General features: G+C 60.9%; 19 protein-coding genes and 2 tRNA genes. 8 read left to right on the top strand and 13 right to left on the bottom strand.

What is annotated here, in order from left to right; translation table 11 throughout:
* Positions 1 to 208: 208 nt before the first annotated feature.
* The 9 genes from J5441_02135 to J5441_02095 are packed head-to-tail and all read right to left on the bottom strand — an operon-like array spanning position 209 to position 7,605.
* Positions 209 to 862, bottom strand: a complete 654-nt coding sequence (locus J5441_02135; protein MBO4933952.1) for a bifunctional phosphoribosyl-AMP cyclohydrolase/phosphoribosyl-ATP diphosphatase HisIE — start codon at positions 860 to 862, stop codon at positions 209 to 211.
* Entirely contained in the window at positions 859 to 1,626 is a 768-nt protein-coding gene (gene hisF, locus J5441_02130; protein MBO4933951.1) for an imidazole glycerol phosphate synthase subunit HisF, read from the bottom strand. Before hisF ends, J5441_02135 begins: the two co-directional genes overlap by 4 nt.
* Complete coding sequence (gene hisA, locus J5441_02125) at positions 1,623 to 2,336, bottom strand: 1-(5-phosphoribosyl)-5-[(5-phosphoribosylamino)methylideneamino]imidazole-4-carboxamide isomerase (protein ID MBO4933950.1); 714 nt, start codon at positions 2,334 to 2,336, stop codon at positions 1,623 to 1,625. The genes hisF and hisA overlap by 4 nt, the downstream gene beginning before the upstream one ends.
* Before the next feature lie 16 nt (positions 2,337 to 2,352).
* Positions 2,353 to 2,979 (bottom strand): imidazole glycerol phosphate synthase subunit HisH, encoded by a 627-nt coding sequence (hisH, locus tag J5441_02120; GenBank protein ID MBO4933949.1) that lies wholly within the window; start codon positions 2,977 to 2,979, stop codon positions 2,353 to 2,355.
* The gene (hisB, locus tag J5441_02115) at positions 2,976 to 3,563 is read right to left on the bottom strand and encodes an imidazoleglycerol-phosphate dehydratase HisB (protein MBO4933948.1); all 588 of its coding nucleotides are present in this window, start codon (positions 3,561 to 3,563) and stop codon (positions 2,976 to 2,978) included. The genes hisH and hisB overlap by 4 nt, the downstream gene beginning before the upstream one ends.
* On the bottom strand, positions 3,560 to 4,627 hold the full coding sequence (locus tag J5441_02110) for a histidinol-phosphate transaminase (protein ID MBO4933947.1): 1,068 nt from the start codon (positions 4,625 to 4,627) through the stop codon (positions 3,560 to 3,562). The genes hisB and J5441_02110 overlap by 4 nt, the downstream gene beginning before the upstream one ends.
* Entirely contained in the window at positions 4,624 to 5,901 is a 1,278-nt protein-coding gene (hisD, locus tag J5441_02105) for a histidinol dehydrogenase (protein MBO4933946.1), read from the bottom strand. The genes J5441_02110 and hisD overlap by 4 nt, the downstream gene beginning before the upstream one ends.
* A complete protein-coding gene (locus J5441_02100) occupies positions 5,898 to 6,518 on the bottom strand; it encodes an ATP phosphoribosyltransferase (GenBank protein ID MBO4933945.1) in 621 nt (206 codons plus the stop codon). The genes hisD and J5441_02100 overlap by 4 nt, the downstream gene beginning before the upstream one ends.
* A gap of 1 nt (position 6,519) precedes the next feature.
* Positions 6,520 to 7,605 (bottom strand): ATP phosphoribosyltransferase regulatory subunit, encoded by a 1,086-nt coding sequence (locus tag J5441_02095; protein MBO4933944.1) that lies wholly within the window; start codon positions 7,603 to 7,605, stop codon positions 6,520 to 6,522.
* 262 nt (positions 7,606 to 7,867) lie between these two features.
* On the opposite strand from J5441_02095, the gene J5441_02090 reads away from it, so the two are divergent.
* The 8 genes from J5441_02090 (at position 7,868) to J5441_02055 (ending at position 15,149) form a co-directional block, all read left to right on the top strand.
* Positions 7,868 to 7,956 (top strand) — tRNA-Ser (locus J5441_02090).
* A gap of 64 nt (positions 7,957 to 8,020) precedes the next feature.
* Positions 8,021 to 8,121: transfer RNA gene (locus J5441_02085), tRNA-Gly, on the top strand.
* 347 nt (positions 8,122 to 8,468) lie between these two features.
* Positions 8,469 to 10,640, top strand: coding sequence for a PTS sugar transporter subunit IIC/EAL domain-containing protein (locus tag J5441_02080; protein ID MBO4933943.1), 2,172 nt, complete (start codon positions 8,469 to 8,471; stop codon positions 10,638 to 10,640).
* 6 nt (positions 10,641 to 10,646) lie between these two features.
* Positions 10,647 to 11,045, top strand: coding sequence for a hypothetical protein (locus J5441_02075; GenBank protein MBO4933942.1), 399 nt, complete (start codon positions 10,647 to 10,649; stop codon positions 11,043 to 11,045).
* Between the two features lies 1 nt (position 11,046).
* The gene (locus J5441_02070) at positions 11,047 to 11,982 is read left to right on the top strand and encodes a hypothetical protein (GenBank protein MBO4933941.1); all 936 of its coding nucleotides are present in this window, start codon (positions 11,047 to 11,049) and stop codon (positions 11,980 to 11,982) included.
* Between the two features lie 114 nt (positions 11,983 to 12,096).
* Complete coding sequence (locus tag J5441_02065) at positions 12,097 to 13,491, top strand: diguanylate cyclase (GenBank protein ID MBO4933940.1); 1,395 nt, start codon at positions 12,097 to 12,099, stop codon at positions 13,489 to 13,491.
* A 60-nt stretch (positions 13,492 to 13,551) separates the two neighbouring features.
* A complete protein-coding gene (locus J5441_02060) occupies positions 13,552 to 14,706 on the top strand; it encodes a tyrosine-protein phosphatase (GenBank protein MBO4933939.1) in 1,155 nt (384 codons plus the stop codon).
* 20 nt (positions 14,707 to 14,726) lie between these two features.
* Positions 14,727 to 15,149, top strand: a complete 423-nt coding sequence (locus J5441_02055; protein ID MBO4933938.1) for a hypothetical protein — start codon at positions 14,727 to 14,729, stop codon at positions 15,147 to 15,149.
* A gap of 79 nt (positions 15,150 to 15,228) precedes the next feature.
* Here the strand turns inward: J5441_02055 and J5441_02050 are convergent, their stop codons facing one another.
* The 4 genes from J5441_02050 to J5441_02035 all read right to left on the bottom strand — a co-directional run.
* Positions 15,229 to 15,714 (bottom strand): flavodoxin family protein, encoded by a 486-nt coding sequence (locus tag J5441_02050; GenBank protein ID MBO4933937.1) that lies wholly within the window; start codon positions 15,712 to 15,714, stop codon positions 15,229 to 15,231.
* The gene (locus tag J5441_02045) at positions 15,711 to 16,220 is read right to left on the bottom strand and encodes an N-acetyltransferase (protein MBO4933936.1); all 510 of its coding nucleotides are present in this window, start codon (positions 16,218 to 16,220) and stop codon (positions 15,711 to 15,713) included. Before J5441_02045 ends, J5441_02050 begins: the two co-directional genes overlap by 4 nt.
* Before the next feature lie 4 nt (positions 16,221 to 16,224).
* A complete protein-coding gene (gene typA / locus J5441_02040; GenBank protein ID MBO4933935.1) occupies positions 16,225 to 18,039 on the bottom strand; it encodes a translational GTPase TypA in 1,815 nt (604 codons plus the stop codon).
* A gap of 41 nt (positions 18,040 to 18,080) precedes the next feature.
* Positions 18,081 to 18,684, bottom strand: a 604-nt coding sequence (locus J5441_02035) for an ATP-binding cassette domain-containing protein (protein ID MBO4933934.1), incomplete at its 5' end; no start/stop codon positions are given.

Here is an 18,684-nt window from a genome sequence, read left to right as displayed (position 1 = left end):
TGTTGCCTCCGAATATGTAATTTATTCAATTTATGTGAATAATTATACTCGCATATCCGGATTTGTCAATAGCAAAAATGAAAAATTTACACTAAATCGTCTTAATATATACCAAAGTTATGGAATATTTGACCAAAAGTGTATATCTGCGCTCAAAAAATGAATAAAAACACGGAATACCGTGTTTTTATTGCATATTTCGGGAAGGTCAGACCATTTTCTCCTGTTTGACCTTCCTGTCGATGACGTGGCGCGAGGCGAGCTCGCGGAGTATTTCGTCGTTTGAGATGCCCATTTCCGCCATCAGCACCATGACGTGATAGCAGAGGTCGGCAATCTCGTATATCGTTTCGGCGCGGTCGCCGCCCTTGCCGGCGACGATGACCTCGGTGGATTCCTCGCCGATCTTTTTAAGTATCTTGTCTATGCCTTTTTCGAAGAGGTAGGTGGTGTAGCTGCCTTCCTTTTTGTCGGTCTTGCGCCCCTTGATGAGCTCCATCAGCGCGTCGAGGGAGAAGGCGGAGTTCTCGTCGGAAACGTAGACGGCGTTGAAGAAGCAGCTGTCGCTGCCGGTGTGGCAGGCGGGCCCGTCCTTTTTGACGCGTACGAGCAGCGCGTCGAGGTCGCAGTCGGCGGTGATATCGACGACGTGCTGAACGTTGCCGGAGGTCTCGCCCTTGCGCCAGAGCTCGCCGCGCGAACGCGACCAGAAGCAGGTGCGCCCCTCCTTCATCGTGATTCCGAGCGATTCGGCGTTCATATAGGCGACGGTGAGCACCTTGCCGGTCTCCGCGTCGACGACGACCGCGGGGATCAGACCGTCGGCGCCGTATTTCAGTTCGTTTGCGTTTATCAGTTTCATACTTTTACCCTCCGGACGTTCACGCCCGCTTCGGCGAGCGCGTTTTTCAAATCGGGGATCGTCACTTCGCGGAAGTGGAATATCGAAGCGGCGAGTCCCGCGTCGACGTTCGGCGCTTCGCGGAAGAGGGTGACGAAGTCCTCTATGCCGCCCGCGCCGCCGGAAGCGATGACCGGAACGCCGGCGTTTCCGCAGACGTCGCGTAGCATTTCGATATCGAAGCCGCCCTTGACTCCGTCGGTGTCGATGGAGTTGAGCACTATCTCGCCCGCGCCGGACGCGACTCCGCGCTTTACCCATTCGATCGCGTCGATGCCGGTGTCGTCGCGGCCTCCGCGCGCGAAGACGACGTACCTGCCGCCGACGCGCTTGCAGTCTACGGAGAGGACGACGCACTGATCGCCGTAACGCTTCGCCGCCTTTTCGATGAGCGAGGGATCGCGTATCGCGCCGGAGTTGACGCTGACCTTGTCCGCGCCGCATTTGAGCACGCGGTCGAAGTCGTCGAGCGTGTTTATCCCGCCGCCGACGGTGAGCGGAATGAAGACCTTGCTTGCGGTTTCGCGCAGCGCGTCGGTGAAGAGCGAGCGCCCCTCGGCGGAAGCGGTGATGTCGTAAAAGACCAGCTCGTCCGCGCCGTTTTTGTCGTAGTATTCGGCCAGCTCGACGGGGGAGGACACGTCCCGCAGCCCTTCGAAGTTGACGCCCTTGACCACTCGTCCGTCGCGGACGTCGAGGCAGGGAATGATGCGTTTCGTTATCATTTGACCGCCTCCAGTGCCTGAGCGACCGTCAGCCGCCCCTCGTAGAGAGCGCGGCCGAGTATCGCGCCGTAAACGCCCGTTTCCGCGAGCTTTTTCAGCTCGCCGGCGCTCGACACGCCGCCCGAGGCGACGAAATCCATATCGTATTCGGCGGTCAGCCGGCGGTAAAGTTCGGCGTTCGAACCGCCGAGCATACCGTCGCGGGAAACGTCGGTGCAGATGACGCAGCGCACTCCGGCGTCCTGCAGCTCGCCGCAGAACTCGAAGCATTCGCGCCTGCTGACCTCGCGCCAGCCGCGCACCGCGACGAAGCCGTCCTTGACGTCGACGCCGACGGCGACGCGTTCGCCCCATTTAGAGACGAGCTTCCGCAGCAGGCCGGGGTCGGAGACCGCGGCCGTGCCGAGTATCACGCGCCACACGCCCGCCTCGAGGTACTTCTCGGCGACCTCGGCGGAGCGGATGCCGCCGCCGATCTCGACCTTCAGACCGGAGGTCGCGGCGAGGCGCTTTACGACCGCGAAGTTCGGCGTGCCGCCGTCCCGCGCGCCCTCGAGGTCGACGGCGTGCAGGAACTTCGCCCCCTGCGCCGCGAACTTTTTCGCGAACGCGGGCGGGTCGTCGGAGTAGACGGTCATCTTATCGTAGTCGCCCTGCATGAGCCGGACGACCTTGCCGCCGTATATGTCGATGGCGGGAAAAATCTCCATAAAAGAAATGCCCTTTCTATTTCAGCTCCGCGAAGGCGGAGAGTATCGCGAGCCCCACGCGGCCGCTTTTTTCGGGGTGGAACTGCATGCCGTAGACGCTACCGCGCTCCGCGGAAGCGGTCAGCTCCGCGCCGTACTCCGTGTACGCGGAGACGTACTGCGGCTCGGTCGCTGCGTAGTAGGAGTGGACGAAGTAAACGCAGTCGCCCTCGTTTATTCCTGCGAAGAGGCGGCTTTTCGGCCTGCCGGCGGGGAAGCGCAGCGCGTTCCAGCCGATCTGCGGGATCTTCAGGTCCGAGCCCCCGGGAAGCGCCGAGGCGATTGGCACGATCTCGCCGGGGATGAGCCCGAGCCCTTCGTGCTCGCCGTATTCGAGGCTGCGGTCAAACAGAAGCTGCATACCGAGGCAGACGCCGAGCAGCGGCTTGCCGGCGGCGGCCTGCTCGCGGATGACCGCGTCAAGTCCGCTTTCGCGCAGCTTCGCCGCCGCGTCCGCGAACGCGCCGACTCCGGGGAGCACCACGCGGTCGGCGGAGCGTATGACCTCCGCGTCGCCGGTGACGACCGCGTCGGCGCCGACGGCCTTGAATGAGCAGGCGAGGGAAAAGAGGTTGCCCACGCCGTAGTCTACTATCGCTGTCATAAAACGCCTTTCGTCGACGGAATGCGTCCGCCGAGCCGTTCGTCGAACGCGCAGGCCGCGCAGAGCGTTCTGCCGAACGCCTTGAACGCCGCCTCCGCGATGTGATGCGAGTTGCGCCCGTCGAGCTTCTTTATGTGAAGCGTGACGGGGCAGGCGCGCGTGAAGCCGTGGAAAAACTCCTCTATAAGCTCCACGTCGAAGTCGCCGATGCGCTTCGCCCGTATGCCGAGGTCGAGCGCGAGGAAGGTGCGGCCGGAAATATCGAGCGCGCAGAGCACGAGCGCCTCGTCCATCGGCAGAATGACGCTTCCGTAGCGCGTGATTCCCGCCTTGTCGCCGAGCGCCTGCCCGAACGCCTTGCCGATGCAGATCGCGACGTCCTCGACGGTGTGGTGGAAGTCGACGTTGAGGTCGCCCTTGCACTTTACGTCGAGGTCGAAGCGGCCGTGCTTCGCGAAGAGCGTCAGCATGTGGTCGAGAAAGCCGACTCCGGTGGAAACGGCGGCGTTGCCGCTGCCGTCTATATTCAGCTTAACGGCGATATCGGTCTCTGCGGTCTTTCTTTTGATTTCAGCGGTCCTCATTTTGCACCTCCGATTATTTCAGTCAGCCGCGCTACGAGCGTTTCGCATTCGTCGCGCGAGCCGACGGTTATCCTCAAATAGTCTTTTATCGCGGGTATATTGAAATGCCTGACGAGCACGCCGCGCGCCTTCAGCTCCGCGCAGAGCTCCGCGCCGTCGCAGCCGGGGAAACGCACGAAGACGAAGTTCGCCTCCGACGGAGTCGTTTCGCCGCCGAGCGCCTTCAGCTCGCCGGAAAGATATTCGCGTTCGCGGATTATCTTAGCGCAGCAGTCGCGGTAGTAGCCGCCGTCCTTGAGCGCGGCCGCGCCGCAGAGCTGCGTCAGGCGGTTGACGTTGTAGGGGTTGAAGGAGTACTTCAGCTTCTCCAGGTCGGCTACGATCTCCGGCGGGCCGAAGGCGAAGCCGAGCCGCGCGCCCGCCATCGAGCGCGACTTGGAGTAGGTGCGCACGACGAGCACGTTCGGCAGCTCCTTTATCAGCGGCAGGGCGCTTTCCGCGCCGAAGTCGACGTAGGCCTCGTCGACGCAGAGCACGCGGTCGGGAATGCTTTCCGCGATCTCGCGCAGCTGCGAAACGGGCAGCGCGATCCCCGTCGGCGCGTTCGGGTTGGCGATGACGACGTTACCGTCGACGCCGAGGAAGCGGCGGTAGTCTATCGACAGGTCGTCCTCCATCGGCACTGCCTTGTACGGCGCGCCGTAAAACTGCGCGAAAACGGGGTAGAAGCCGTAGCTTATCTCCGGGCAGTACGCCGCGGCCTCTTCGCCGCAGTAGGCGGCGAAGAAGAAGGAAAGCGTTTCGTCCGAGCCGTTGGAAACGAAGACGTTTTCGGGCTTCACGCCGTACTCGTCCGCCAGCGCGGCCTTCAGCGCGGCGCAGGTCGGGTCGGAGTAGAGGCGCAGGTCTTCAAGCTCGCCGCGGCTCACCGCTTCGAGCACGGAAGGCGACGGCGGATAGGGCGATTCGTTCGTATTCAGCTTTACGTATTTGCGGTCGCGCGGCTGTTCGCCGGGGACGTACGCCTCGAGCGCTTCGAGGCGCGGCAGCATGAAACGGCTCATTCTTTCTCCCTCCGCGCAAGCGCCGAACGCGCGTGCGCTTCAAGTCCCTCGGCGCGCGCGAAGTACGCGATGTCGTCGCATACCGCGTCGAGCGCTTCGGGCGTGTAGTACGTATAGGATGACTTTTTGCAGAAATCGTCGACGGAGAGCGGGCTCGAGAAACGGGCGGTGCCTCCGGTCGGGAGTGTGTGGTTGGTGCCGGCGAAGTAGTCGCCGAGCGGCTCGGGGCAGCTCCTGCCGAGGAAGACCGAGCCGGCGTCGCGCACCAGCGGGAGCAGGGCGAAGGGGTCCTCCACCGCGAGTTCCAGATGCTCCGGCGCGAGCGCGTTGGACATTTCCACCGCCGCCTCAACGTCGGAGACGAGTATTATCTTGCCGTTGCCGTCTATTGACGCGCGGGCGATCTCGGCGCGCGGGAGCAGCGGTATCTGACGCTCCAGCTCCGCGCTGACCGCGTCGGCTTCTTCGCGGCTGACGGTGACGAGCGCCGCGGTCGCGTTTCTGTCATGCTCCGCCTGCGAGAGCAGGTCGGCGGCGAGCACGCGGGGGTCGTTCTTTCCGTCGGAAACGACGAGTATTTCGCTCGGTCCGGCGATCATGTCTATCGCGACGAGCCCGTAGACCTGCCGCTTGGCTTCGGCGACGAAGGCGTTGCCGGGTCCGACTATCTTATCGACCCGCGGCGCGCTTTCGGTGCCGTAGGCGAAGGCGGCGACCGCCTGCGCTCCGCCGAGCTTGAAAACGCGGTGCACGCCCGCTATCTTCGCGGCGGCGAGTATCGCCGGCGGAACGGTGCCGTCCGCGGAGGGCGGTGTGGTCATTATTATCTCGCCTACTCCCGCGAGGGAGGCGGGTATCGCGTTCATAAGCACGGAGGAGGGATACCTCGCCGTGCCGCCGGGAACGTAAAGCAGCACCTTCGCGAGCCCCATCACGCGCTGCCCGAGCACGATGCCGTCGCGCTCCTTGACTACGCTCGACCCGCGCACCTGCGCGGAGTGGTATTCGCGTATGTTGGCCGCCGCCTTTTCCATGACGGCGACGAGCCGCGGATCCGCCTTCGCGGCGCCGTCGGCGTACTCCTCCGCGGTCAGCTCGAAGGAGTCGAGCCGCGTGCGGTCGAAGCGCTCGGTGAATTCGCGCACGGCTTCGTCGCCGCGTTCGCGCACCTCGCGCAGTATGTTCGCCACCGCGTCGGTCACGCCGGAAACGGCGTTTTCGCGAAGCAGTATCTCGCTGAGCGGCACGGAGGCGCTGTCGAGTATCCTTATCATTTCAGGTCTCCTTCCAGCCCGCTGACGAGGGCGTTTATCAGGTCCGTCTTGAATTTGCAGCTGACCTTGTTTGCGATCAGCCGCGCGCTTATCGGAACGATGTCCTCGAAGGGCTCGAGGTCGTTTTCCAGCAGGGTCTTGCCCGTTTCGACAATGTCGACGATGACGTCGGATATGCCGAGTATCGGCGCGAGCTCGATGGAGCCGTTGAGGCGGATGATGTCTATCTGCCTGCCCTTTTTCATGTAGAAATCGCGGGCGATGTTGGGGAACTTGGTCGCGACGCGCAGGGCGCGCTCGGTGTTGTCGGCGAAGCCCTTTTTGCCGGCGACCGCCATCCTGCATTTACCGAGCCCGAGGTCGAGAAGCTCGTAGACGTCGGGGGAGTACTCCAGCAGGATATCGCTGCCGGCGACTCCGCAGTCGGCGGCTCCGCGCTCGACGTAGATCGCGACGTCGGAGGGCTTTACCCAGAAGTAGCGCACCCGCGTTTCGGGATTCTCGAATATCAGCTTGCGGTTGGTCTCGCGTATCGACGGACAGCCGAAGCCCGCCTTCTCGAAGCGTTCATAGACGGCTTCGCCGAGCCGCCCCTTCGGCAGCGCGACGTTCAGCATCTCATTCGGCATCGGTTATCGCTCCTTTCACGAGCTTTTTGACCTCGCGGCAGCGGAGTCCCGCGCCGTCGCGCGAAACGCGCACGCTCTTTCCGGCGCCGTTCAGCGCCTTCACGGCGCGCATCGTTTCCTCCGGCGCGGCGTCGCCGCAGAGGAGCAGCACGTCCGCGTCGTATTCAGGCGCGCAGTCGAGGTCCGCGAGCGTGTCGCGGTAGACGGCGAAGCCGATCGCCTGCGCGTTTTTGCCCAGTTTTTTCAGAAGGTTATCGTAGCGGCCGCCGGAGATAACCGCTCGGGTGACGCCCTTGACGAAGCCGCGGAAGATTATCCCGTTGTAATAGCTCATGTCGCTGACGAGGGAGAAGTCGAGCCGTAGCTTATCCGCTTCGCCGGCGGCGCCCATCACGGAGTATACGCGCTCGAGCTCGGCGAGCGCCGGCTGCGCGGCTTCGGGCAGGAGAGAACGCAGGCGCGGCAGCAGCTCGGCGAAACCGCCGTAGAGCTGCGCCAGCTCCGCGAGCGCGTCCGCCTTCGCGGCGGGAACGCCGCTTTCCGCGCAGAGCGCGCGCAGACCGTGCGCGTTCTTCGCGGCGAGCAGCTTCAGCGCGGCGTCGCGGTCGAGCCCCGCGTCGTCGATGACCGCCTGCGGTATCCCGACGTGCGAAACGTCGAGCACGCAGTCGCCGCTTATCAGCTCAAGGCTTTTTACTGCGAGCGAAAGCACTTCGCATTCAGAGTAGAGATCGATCGCGCCCATGCATTCAAGGCCGGACTGCATTATCTCGCGGAACTCGCCGGAGGCGTCGTCGAGCCTGTAGACGTTTTCGTCGTAGTAAAACTTCGACGTGCCGCCGTCGTCGCGGCAGCTTTTGGCGATGGAGAGCGTGACGTCGGGCTTCAGCGCCATGAGGCGCCCGCGCCTGTCGTTGAAGGTTATCACGCTGTCGCAGACGAGGAAGCTGCGGTTCTCGGCGTAGAGGGAATATTCCTCAAAGCGGTTCATGCGGAACGGCTTGTAGCCGAGCTTGCGGTAAATCGCGCCGAAGTCGCGTCCGTTTATTCCGTTTTCATAAGCGTCGGAGATCATAGACAAGTACCTCTCAAAGCGCGTTCCCGCGCGGTTTTCGTTAATATCTTCGGAAGTATATGACGTACTATATCACACTTTATCAATTTAGTCAAGTAAAGTGGCGAAAAAATTTTGAAAAATATTCGTCAGACCGTCCGGGGCGGGTTAAAAGCGAAAAAACGGGACTTCCGCGGAGATGAAAAGCGTAAAAACACTTGACAACCGGCGGGGTATAAAGTAAAATAGTTCGTGGCCGCGCGGAAAGCGCGGCGGATAATACGGAAGCGTATCGAAGTGGTCATAACGGGCCTGACTCGAAATCAGGTAGATCGCAAGGTCTCGTGGGTTCGAATCCCACCGCTTCCGCCAAAAGCGTAAGGCGCCCGATGGGCGCCTTACGCTTTTAATATGAATCGGAGGGATTCGAAAAGGAGGGAGCGAAGCGGAAGGAAACGCGCCGGGGGCGCGTTTCCGCCGACGAGGGCGTGTCGGCGCGCGCAAAAGCGCGCCGAGCGAATCCCACCGCTTCCGCCAAAAGCGTAAGGCGCCCATTCGGGCGCCTTACGCTTTTAATATAGAATCGGAGGGATTCGAAAAGGAGGGAGTCCGCGGAGCGGACGGAAGGAAACGCGCCGGTGGCGCGTTTCCGCCGACGAGGGCGTGTCGGCGCGCGCAAAAGCGCGCCGAGCGAATCCCCCGCGTCCGGGAGCTCGAAGTAAAAAAATACCGGTTCATCCATAACATTTCTTGACAAAGGCTTGTGGTTGAGTTATCATATTAAATATATATCTATATGCGTCTACATACAGCCGTCGGAAAACGGACGCGGAGGACGCATATATCTATCCGCAACAAAAGGTATGACGCAAATGGGCAACAGTTTGAAAAAAACCGGCGCGGTCAGGGATCTGATGGAAAAAGCGGAGGGTTATACCCTCGTACGCGCGATACGCGGCGGACTGCTCAGCATAACGCCGGTGCTCATCATCGGCGCGTTCGCGCTGATACTGAAGACCTTCCCGGTCGAAGCGTATCAGAAGTTTGTCAACGGCTTCGCGGGCGGACTTCTGCTTCAGTTCCTCGACTTCGTTTACAACGCAACCTTCGGCATTCTGAGCCTTTATATGACTGTCGCGATAAGCCGTTCGTATATGCGCGTGAAAAACGCTGAGAAGCTTAACGAGGATACGCCTGCCATCGGCGCGATGCTCTCGTCGATGCTGTCCTTTACGATACTCGCGGGCACGTTCCGCGAGATAACGGAAGCGGGGACGAACGATAAGTTCAACATAGCCTTCGTCACTAACGGTCTCGGTCCGCAGGCGATGTTCCTCGCGATACTCACGGGCATCGGCGCCGCCGCGCTGTACGCTCGGTTTTACCGCCTGCTTCACGGACGCCGCAGACGCTTCTACTCGACGGGCGCGGATCACGATTTCAACCTGATGCTTTCATATCTTTTCCCGATAACCCTGACCGCTGCGGTCTTTGCGGTATTCAACACGGCGATAGTCAACATATTCAGCGTTCATTCCTTCCGCGAGCTGCTCGCGAGCGCGTTTAACAATCTCTTCTCTATCGGCGGGAGCGGATTCTTCAAGGGATTCTTCTTCGTAATGCTCTCCTCGGTGCTGTGGTTCTTCGGTATCCACGGCAGCGACACGCTGGAGGGCGTTATGCAGCAGTACTTCGCGCCCGGACTCGCGGCGAATCAGGCCGCGGCCGCGGCGGGAAACGCGCCGACCGAGATACTGACGAAGCAGTTTTTCGACTGCTTCGTGCTTATGGGAGGATGCGGTTCCGCGATATGCCTTCTTATAGCGATACTGCTTTTCTCCAAAAACAGAGCCCGCCGCGGACTCGGCTGGTCGGCGGCGTTCCCGATGCTTTTCAACATCAACGAGCTGATGGTCTTCGGGCTGCCGGTGGTCTTCAATCCCATAATGCTTATACCGTTCATCACCGTTCCGCTCGTCTGCTATTCTACGGCGTACGTCGCGATAGCGACGGGGCTCGTGCCGATGATAACCGGCAGCGTCGAATGGACGACGCCGATACTGCTCGGCGGCTTCCACGCGACCGGCTCGGTCGCCGGCAGCCTGCTGCAGGTGGCGAACGTCGTGCTCGGCGTGCTGATATACGTTCCTTTCGTCCGTATGCTCGACAAACGCGACGCGGATAAATACAAGAGGGAATACGATTCGTTCCTCGAATACTTCCGTCAGAACGAGCAGTCGCTTGCGAACGCCAGCATTCTCGAGCAGAAGAGCGTGTACGGCGACTTCGCCAGAGCGCTCTGCGCGGAGATCAAACACGGCATGAAGAAGGGCGTCGTCCTCGCGTATCAGCCGCAGTACGGTTATGACGGCCGCTGTATCGGAGTCGAGGCGCTGCTGCGCTGGCATCATCCGAACTACGGCATGCTCTATCCGCCGATGGTCATAAAACTCGCGCAGGAGGGAGGATACCTCCCGGATATGGAGGAGGCGGTCGTGCTCCGTGCGCTTGAGGACCGCCCGAAGATAATCGAACGCTTCGGAAAGGACGTCAAGATCTCCGTCAACGTCACCGGCACGACGATAGTCACGCCGCGCTACATGCAGTTCATGCAGAGGCTCGCGGCCAAAGAGTCCTTCGAGGGCAAGAATTTCTGTCTCGAGCTGACCGAGCAGGCGGCGCTTTCATTTGACGAGGAAACGATAAACACGCTTCACGCGTTCCGCGATCTGGGGCTGTTGCTCGCCATCGACGACTTCTCGATGGGGCAGACCTCCATCAACTATCTGAAGGAAAGCCTCTTCGATTTCATCAAGCTGGACGGCTCGCTCGTCAAGGGGCTCTTCACTCATAAGAACTGCCGCGAGATAATCCTCTCCATAACGCAGCTCGCCGCGAGCCTGAGTCTGACGGTGCTCGCCGAATACGTGGAGACGGCGGAGGAGCGCGAAGCGCTGCACGAGATCGGCTGCGACTGCTATCAGGGCTATCTGTATTCGCCCGCGGTCTTCCTTTCGGAGCCCGCCAAACCGCAGGCGCAGGAGCGGAAGGAATAAAACGCTATGTTCAAAAAGAAAAAGGCGGTCTCGTTCGAAACGCTGACGCTTTCGATAAGCGGTATGCGCGGGATGACCGAATACGAAATAAAAAACCTCGGCGCTGAAGCGGAAGTGTCGATGTATACCTACCGTTACTGCGCGCCGGACGGGGAGGAGCGCCGCCTCGAGAAACGCGCGGCCTGCCCTGCGGAAACTGCGCTGGATACGCTGAACGACTGCGGCGTGCCTTCTTGGAACGGCTTTCACGGCAAGCACCCGCGCGGTGTGCTGGACGGCGAAATGTTCCGCCTCGAGGCGGTCATGGACGGCGAACGCATACGCGCCGACGGCTCGCAGAACTTTCCGAACGGTTTCCGCGAACTGCGCGACTGGCTTTATAAAACGCTGAACGGGGAGGGGTAATATGTCGATATTCAAGAAGAAAAAGCGAGATGAAGACGTCGACGACGGCATAGTAATAATAAAAAAGACGCCTCCGTGCGTCTGCGGCGGCACCGACGCCTATATTGACACGAAGGCGCCGAAGGAGATAACCTCCGGCGATATGACTCTCTTCGACGTGACGAGCGCGTTCAGAACGCTCGCCGTCGACGGCGCCGACCGGCTGGACTACGTTTCCGCCTTCGCCGCGCCGGTCGGGGACGGCAGCTTCGTCTTCCTCGAAACGCGCGAGTATTCCGATTACGACGAGCCGCACTGCGAGTGGGCGCTGCTGAAGGAAAATATCATGCCGAAGCTGACCGCCCTCGCGCGTGAGCACGGCCTTGCGAAAAACAACGGCTATCATTCGCAGACCCACGGCCTTCCGGAAAACTTCGGCGGCAGCGTGGATATAAGATACGCCTCCGGCGAACGGATAAGCGCTTCAGACAACCAGTGTCCGGTAATCTCCTACGACGCCGGCGTCGCGATTGCCGGCGCGTTCCGCGCCGCCCTGAAGGGCGAACGCGAGACGCTTCCCGATCTTTCCGCGCTGACGGAGATACGCTACGCGGAGGAACGCGAGGACGGCGGCTTCACCCGCGCGACGCTGACGATCAACCCCGACGGCACGGGAACGAACGCGAAGACCTCGCGTTACGACGGCCCCGCGGTCTACGAGAGCGAGAAGCCGGTAGACGCCGAAACCGTCGCCGCGATCCGCGGGAGCATCGGGAACTGCGGAATGCTCGCCTGGGCGGACCTGCCGGAAAGCGGCTTCAAATACGGTTCCGAAAAAACGCTCGCCTTCGTTTTCGCCGACGGCGGCGTGATAACCGTTCCCGGCGGCAAAAGACTTCCGGATCAGCTCGGCGGCGGCTTCTTCAATATCGAGCTCGAAATGACGACGAAGCACTGATCGCTCCGCGGATATATAAACTCAATAAAATAACCGTAGATTTTTTTGCGATAATATGGTATAATCGTTCTTGCTGTAATTAAACGGCGTTCGCGCCGCTTTGAAGGGATATATATGACGAAACGTAAACGAAAGCTGAATATTACGACTCAGTACGTGGTCATAGTCTGCGTGCTTCTGCTTACGCTGAACGTCACGCTCGGACTGCTGCTCATGTCGCAGTCCGGCAAGTCGATGAAGGAAATGATCCGCAGGAACATGCTCTCCGTCGCCGATACAGTCGCCGCTTCGCTCGACGGCGACGCCTTCGCGACAATAGACGGCGACAACGCCGGAACGCCGGAGTACGACGGGATATACTCCGATCTGACGAACGTCCTGCGCGCGCAGAAGGACAGCGACATCAAGTATATTTACACCGTCAAGAAACAGGGCGATCACTTCATATTCGTCGTCGATCCCGACCCCGTGAACCCGGGACTCTACGGCAAGCGCGTCGTAGACACCGATTCGCAGGCCGCCGCTTGGAATACCGGCGTTTCCGCGGTCGACGCCGAGAAGTATCAGGACGAATGGGGCAGCTTTTACACCGCGTGGAGTCCGATCAAGAACTTCTCCGGCAAGGTCGTCGGCCTCGTCGGAGTCGACTTCGTCGCCGACTGGTTCGATGAGCAGATCGCCGCGCATACGAAATTCGTCGTTATCGGCAGCGCGCTTTCGCTGGTCGTCGGCGCCGCGATAATGCTGCTTCTGACCGGCCAGCTCCGCCGCCGCATCCGCGAGCTCAATTCCGAAATGCAGACGCTCTCCGGCGACGTCGAGAAGCTCTCGAACGAGATCCGCGTGCGCCCCGGTTACTCGGACGCGGCGCCGGAGGAGAACGAATCCGGCGATACCATCGGCGAGCTCAGCGGCAAGATCCACGCCATGCGCGGCAAGCTCCAGGCGTATATGCAGTATGCGCACGAGCAGGCGTACACCGACTCCATGACCGGCGTCGCGAACAAGACAGCGTACCTCGACTACGTCAAGGAGCTCAACAGCAGGATATACAACGGCACCGCCTCCTTCGCGATAGCCGTCTTCGATGTCAACGGTCTGAAGACCACGAACGACAACTACGGCCACGAATGCGGCGACCGCATCATAGTAGACGCCGCGGCGATGATCCGCCGCGTATTCAGCGGCGAGCAGATCTTCCGCATCGGCGGCGACGAATTCATCGTCATACTCGGCTCAACCACCGAGAACGAGCTGGACGCCAAGCTCCTTCAGATCGGCGAGCTTGTGGAGAAGTTCAACGCCGAAGAGAAGCGTTACGCGATGACGCTCTCCTTCTCCGGCGGCGGCGCGGTCTACCGCCCGGGCGAAGACGCCGCGTTCAAGGAAGTCTTCAAGCGCGCCGACGAGGCGATGTATCAGAACAAGGGCAACTACTATAAGCAGTTCGGCGACCGCCGCCGCAACTACGAGGAAGACGACGACGCCAAGTCCGTCTCGGATAAATAAATAACAAAACAGCGGAGCGCGCGCTCCGCTGTTTCTGAATTACGCAAAGGGGAAATCGTTATGCGTTGCAAAACAAAGAGAATAATATCACTCCTGATCGCGGCGGCTCTGATGCTTTCCGCGCTCGCCCTCGGCGGCTGCGGCGGCAGTAACGAAGAGCCCGGCGAGGCCGTTACCACCGGCGAGATAGGAGTCGTCAGAGACGAGGAATTCGGCAACGTCTATATAGACCTTACGATCGACGGATTCAACGCGCTCGGCTTCGCCTTCGGCGACAGCGTCGACATAGCCTTCGATAACGGCAAGAGCTACGAAGACGTCCCGTATTACTCCGGCTACTACGTGCCGGTGGGAGAAATGCTCGCCTGCGGCTATCCCGGCTACCCCCACGTCGTCATCGCGCGCAACTACGGCGCGTCCACCTGGGAGGAGTTCGAAATGACGGAATCCTCCAAGGTCACGGTCACGCTGAGGGAGCGGGGCAAGTACATGGCGGTTCAGGAGCTCTACGCGCTGGACTATTCCGATCTGCGCGAGGAGTTCGACTCAGATATTATGTTCGCCAACTTCCGCGAGGTCGTCGGCGGAAATCTGAAGAAGGGCGGCTTCTACCGCTCCGCGTCCCCCTGCGACAACCAGCACAACCGCGCGGCGTACGCGAACAGATTCGCCGAGGAATACGGCGTCAGATTCGTGCTCAACCTCTCGGATAACGAAACGAAGTATAAGGCGCATACCGAGAAGGAGGACTTCGTTTCCGAATACTACGACTCGCTCTATAAAGAGGGCAACGTCCTGCTGATGGCGCTGAACGCCAACTACCGCGCGGACGGGTTCGCGCAGGTCGTATCGGACGCCTTCGTCAAAATGACCGAAAACGGCGGCCGCGTGCTCATCCACTGCGTCGAGGGCAAGGACAGGACCGGCTTCGTCTGCGCGCTGCTGCTCGCGCTCGCCGGCGCCTCCGCTCAGGAGATCGTCGACGACTATATGATCACCTATTATAATTACTACGGCATAACCAAAGAGGGAATGCCCGATAAATACGAGGCGGTCAAGGGCAACGTCGACGACTTCCTCTACTGCATGTGCGAAGCGGAGAAGGGAACGGATATCAACACGCTCGACCTTAAAAAGGGCGGCGAGAACTACCTCCGCCGCGGCGGCCTTACCGACGGGCAGATCGCGAAGATCGAGGCGTTTATAGCCGGCTGATACGGGGGGAGCGGAAACCGATGAGTAATCTCAACTTCAAATACGTGCGCATTCAGGGCAAGGAGCTGGCGAGGAACACCATGCACGCCAAGGGCGTGTTCAGTATGTGCTGGCAGCTCGTTCAGAACGACGTTATGGAGGCGGAGGACGCCGACCTTTTCAAAGAGATCGACGCCTGGTTCGCGGAGAATCTCCCGTGGCCTCCCCAGTGCAGAAACCGCGAGCCGGTCGTATGCTGGTTCAAGACGGAGAACTCCGCCGAGATGATGAAAATGATACGTCCCGCGCTGTGGCTGCTCGAAAGGTACGAGCATCCGTACTTCCTCGTCTATACGAACACGCCCGGCGAGATAGTCTATGAGGATAAGTACCAGATCGCCGCGAAGGCGGACGGCTTCCTGCAGATAGACGAGCTTCAGCCGTCATGGTCGCCCGAGGAATAGCGGCGGCGCGCGCGAAGGAAAAACGCAACAGGCATAATAAAAAGCGGAGCATAACGCTCCGCTTTTTTCGTATCATTTTTTACTCGCCGAGCTTTTCGCAGAACTCCGCGATCTTCGCGGCGTTTCCGTCGGAGGGCTTGTCCTTCGGGTCGACGAGGATAAGCTCCGCGTCGAGGTCGGCGCCGAGCAGCTCCTTCAGCCGCGCGAGCGCCTTGTCCGCGCCGCCGCCGGAGAAGCAGGTGAATGCGGCGAAGCGCTTGCCCTTCAGCGCGTCGGCGTTGTCGGCGATGAAGGTGCGTATCGGCGGCGTGAAGCGGCTCGCCCAGACGGGAGTGCCGAAGATCACGCGGCCGTACTTTTCCGAGTCGAACTCATACGGCTCGAGCTCGGGCTTTTCCTTCATGACGGCGCTTTTGCCGCCCCACAGGAACTTTTTGAAGCCGCTGTCGGGGAACGCCTTTTTCGGTGCGAGGCGTATAACGTCTGCGCCGAGCTTCGCGGCGAGTTCGCTTGCGACAAACTCGGTGTTGCCGTTAAGGGAGAAGTAGACGATTGCGGTTTTCATTTCGCTTGCTCCTTTTCGTATTCTCTGCTCCAGTGGAACGCGAGGCGCGGGGAGCCGTCCGCCATGAAGACGGTGCCGCAGTGCACGAAGCCGCAGGCGGCGATATTCTCCCGCATCTTGCGGTTGTTTTCGTGCGTATCCACGCGGACGTTATCGCTGATCCGCTTGCACTCGTCGGCGACGAAGCGGAAAACGCCGCGGCATTTTCCGTCGCTCGCGATGCGGTGGATCGCGATATACGGCTCGTCGTTGAGCCACTTTCCGACGATGCCGAGATAGGCGGGGTCTTCGCCCGCGCATATCGCGGCGACGGCGTGTATCTCGCCGCCCTCCGTCAGCACGCGGCAGCGGCCGGCGGCGACGTCGTCTTCGATAAGCTCCCGCGCCGGATACGCGCGGCGCCACTGCGTCGGGTTGCCGGAGGCGATCATATACTCCTGCGCGGCGGCGTAGACCTCCATAATGCGGTCGATATCCTCCGCGCGTGCGGTTCTCATTTCAAGCATAAGGTCAGGCTTTCTTTTTCAGCGCCTTCATCCTGTTCTGGTGGTCGAGTATGCTCTTGCGCAGGCGCAGGCTGTGGGGCGTTACCTCCAGCAGCTCGTCGTCCGCGAGGAACTCGAGGCACTGTTCAAGCGACATGATGCGCGGAGGCACGAGGCGGAGCGCCTCGTCGCTTCCGGCGGCGCGGGTGTTGGTCAGGTGCTTCGTCTTGCAGACGTTGACGGTGATGTCCTCCGTCTTCGCGCACTCGCCGACTATCATACCGCCGTAGACGGGCGTGCCGGGCGCGATGAACATCTGCCCGCGGTCCTGCACGCACCAGATGCCGTAGGCGACGGCGTCGCCGGTCTCGAAGGCGATAAGCGAGCCGGTGTTGCGGCGCTTTATCTCGCCCTTGAAGGGCTCGTAGCGTTCGAAAACGGAGCTCATGATGCCCTCGCCCTTTGTGTCGGTGAGGAACTCGTTGCGGTAACCGAAAAGTCCGCGCGACGGGACGAAGAACTCGAGCTTCATGCGGCTGCCGACGGGGTTCATTTCAAGCAGCTCGCCCTTGCGGCCGCCGAGCTTCTCGATGACGGAGCCGACCGCGTCGGCGGGAACGTCTATCGCGACGCGCTCGACCGGTTCGCAGAGCACTCCGTCGATCTCGCGGTTGAGGATACGCGGGGGGCTGACCTGGAATTCGTAGCCCTCGCGGCGCATCGTTTCGATGAGTATGCTCAGGTGCATCTCGCCGCGGCCGGCTACGTTGAAGCTGTCGCTGTTCGGCACCTCGCTGACCTTGAGCGAAACGTCCTTGAGCGTTTCGCGCATGAGGCGGTCGCGTATGTTGCGGGTGGTGACGTACTTGCCGTCGCGTCCCGCGTAGGGGCTGTCGTTGACCGAGAAGGTCATCTCCATCGTCGGCGCGGAGATCTTCACGAAGGGGAGCGCCTCCGGCGTTTCCGGCGCGCAGATGGTGTCGCCTATCGTGATGTCGCCGATGCCGCTTATCGCGATTATGTTTCCGGAGGATGATTCCGTGACCGGGATCCTGCTCAGCCCGTCGAACTCGAAGATGTTGGAGACCTTCACGCGCTTCGGACTGCGCTCCTCGTGGTAGTTGCAGACGACGATGTCCTGATTCTGCTTAATCACGCCGCGCTCGATCCTGCCGATCGCGATGCGGCCGACGTATTCGTTGTAGTCGACGGACGAAACGAGCATCTGGAATGGCCCTTCGTCGTTGTCTTCGGGCGCGGGGATGTATTCGAGTATCGTGTCGAAAAGCGGCTTGAGATCTGTGCCGGGCGCCTCCGGCGAGAAGGACGCCGTGCCCTGCCGCGCCGAGCAGAAGAGCATCGGGCTGTCGAGCTGGTCGTCGGTGGCGTTGAGGTCGATGAGCAGCTCGAGTATCTCGTCGACGACCTCGTGTATGCGCTGGTCGGGGCGGTCTATCTTGTTGACGACAACTATGACGCGGTGCCCAAGCTCCAGCGCGCGCTGAAGGACGAAGCGGGTCTGCGGCATCGGACCTTCGGCGGCGTCGACGAGCAGGATGACTCCGTTGACCATTTTCAGTATGCGCTCGACCTCGCCTCCGAAATCGGCGTGGCCGGGGGTGTCGACGATATTGATCTTCACGCCGCCGTAGGTTACGGCGGTGTTCTTCGCGAGAATGGTTATCCCGCGCTCGCGCTCGAGGTCGCCGGAGTCCATGACGCGCTCCTTGACCGACTGGTTCTCGCGGAAGACGCCGCTCTGCTTGAGCATTTCGTCAACGAGCGTGGTCTTGCCGTGGTCGACGTGCGCGATTATCGCGACGTTGCGTATGTTTTTCATAGTTTCACTTCCCAAAATGTAAACGCCGTTGGTCCGCGGGCTTATTCAAGCTCGAACGCGCCGGTGTAAAGCTGGTAATACGTGCCCTTCTGCGCGAGAAGGTCCTTGTGCGTGCCGCGCTCGATTATCCTGCCGTGGTCGAGCACCATGATGACGTCGGAGTTCATGACGGTGGAGAGGCGGTGCGCGATGACGAAGACGGTGCGGCCTTCCATCAGCTTATCCATGCCGCGCTGAACGATGGCTTCGGTGCGGGTGTCGATGGAGGAGGTCGCCTCGTCGAGTATCATTACGGGCGGATCGGCGACGGCGGCGCGCGCGATGGAGATGAGCTGGCGCTGTCCCTGCGAGAGGTTCGCGCCGTTGTTCGCAAGCTCGGTGTCGTAGCTGTTCGGCAGTCGCGTGATGAAATCGTCCGCGCCCGCGAGCCGCGCCGCCTCGCGGCACTCCTCGTCCGTCGCGTCGAGCCGCCCGTAGCGGATGTTGTCCATCACCGTGCCGGAGAAGAGGTTCGTGTCCTGCAGAACGATCCCGAGCGACTGGCGCAGATCGGCTTTTTTGATCTTGTTTATGTTGATCCCGTCGTAGCGGATCTTGCCGTCCGCGATGTCGTAGAAGCGGTTGATCAGGTTCGTGATCGTCGTT

Source organism: Clostridia bacterium (assembly GCA_017620395.1).
Taxonomy (GTDB): Bacteria; Bacillota; Clostridia; order Oscillospirales; family RGIG8002; genus RGIG8002.
This window is presented reverse-complemented; position numbering and strand designations above follow the sequence as displayed.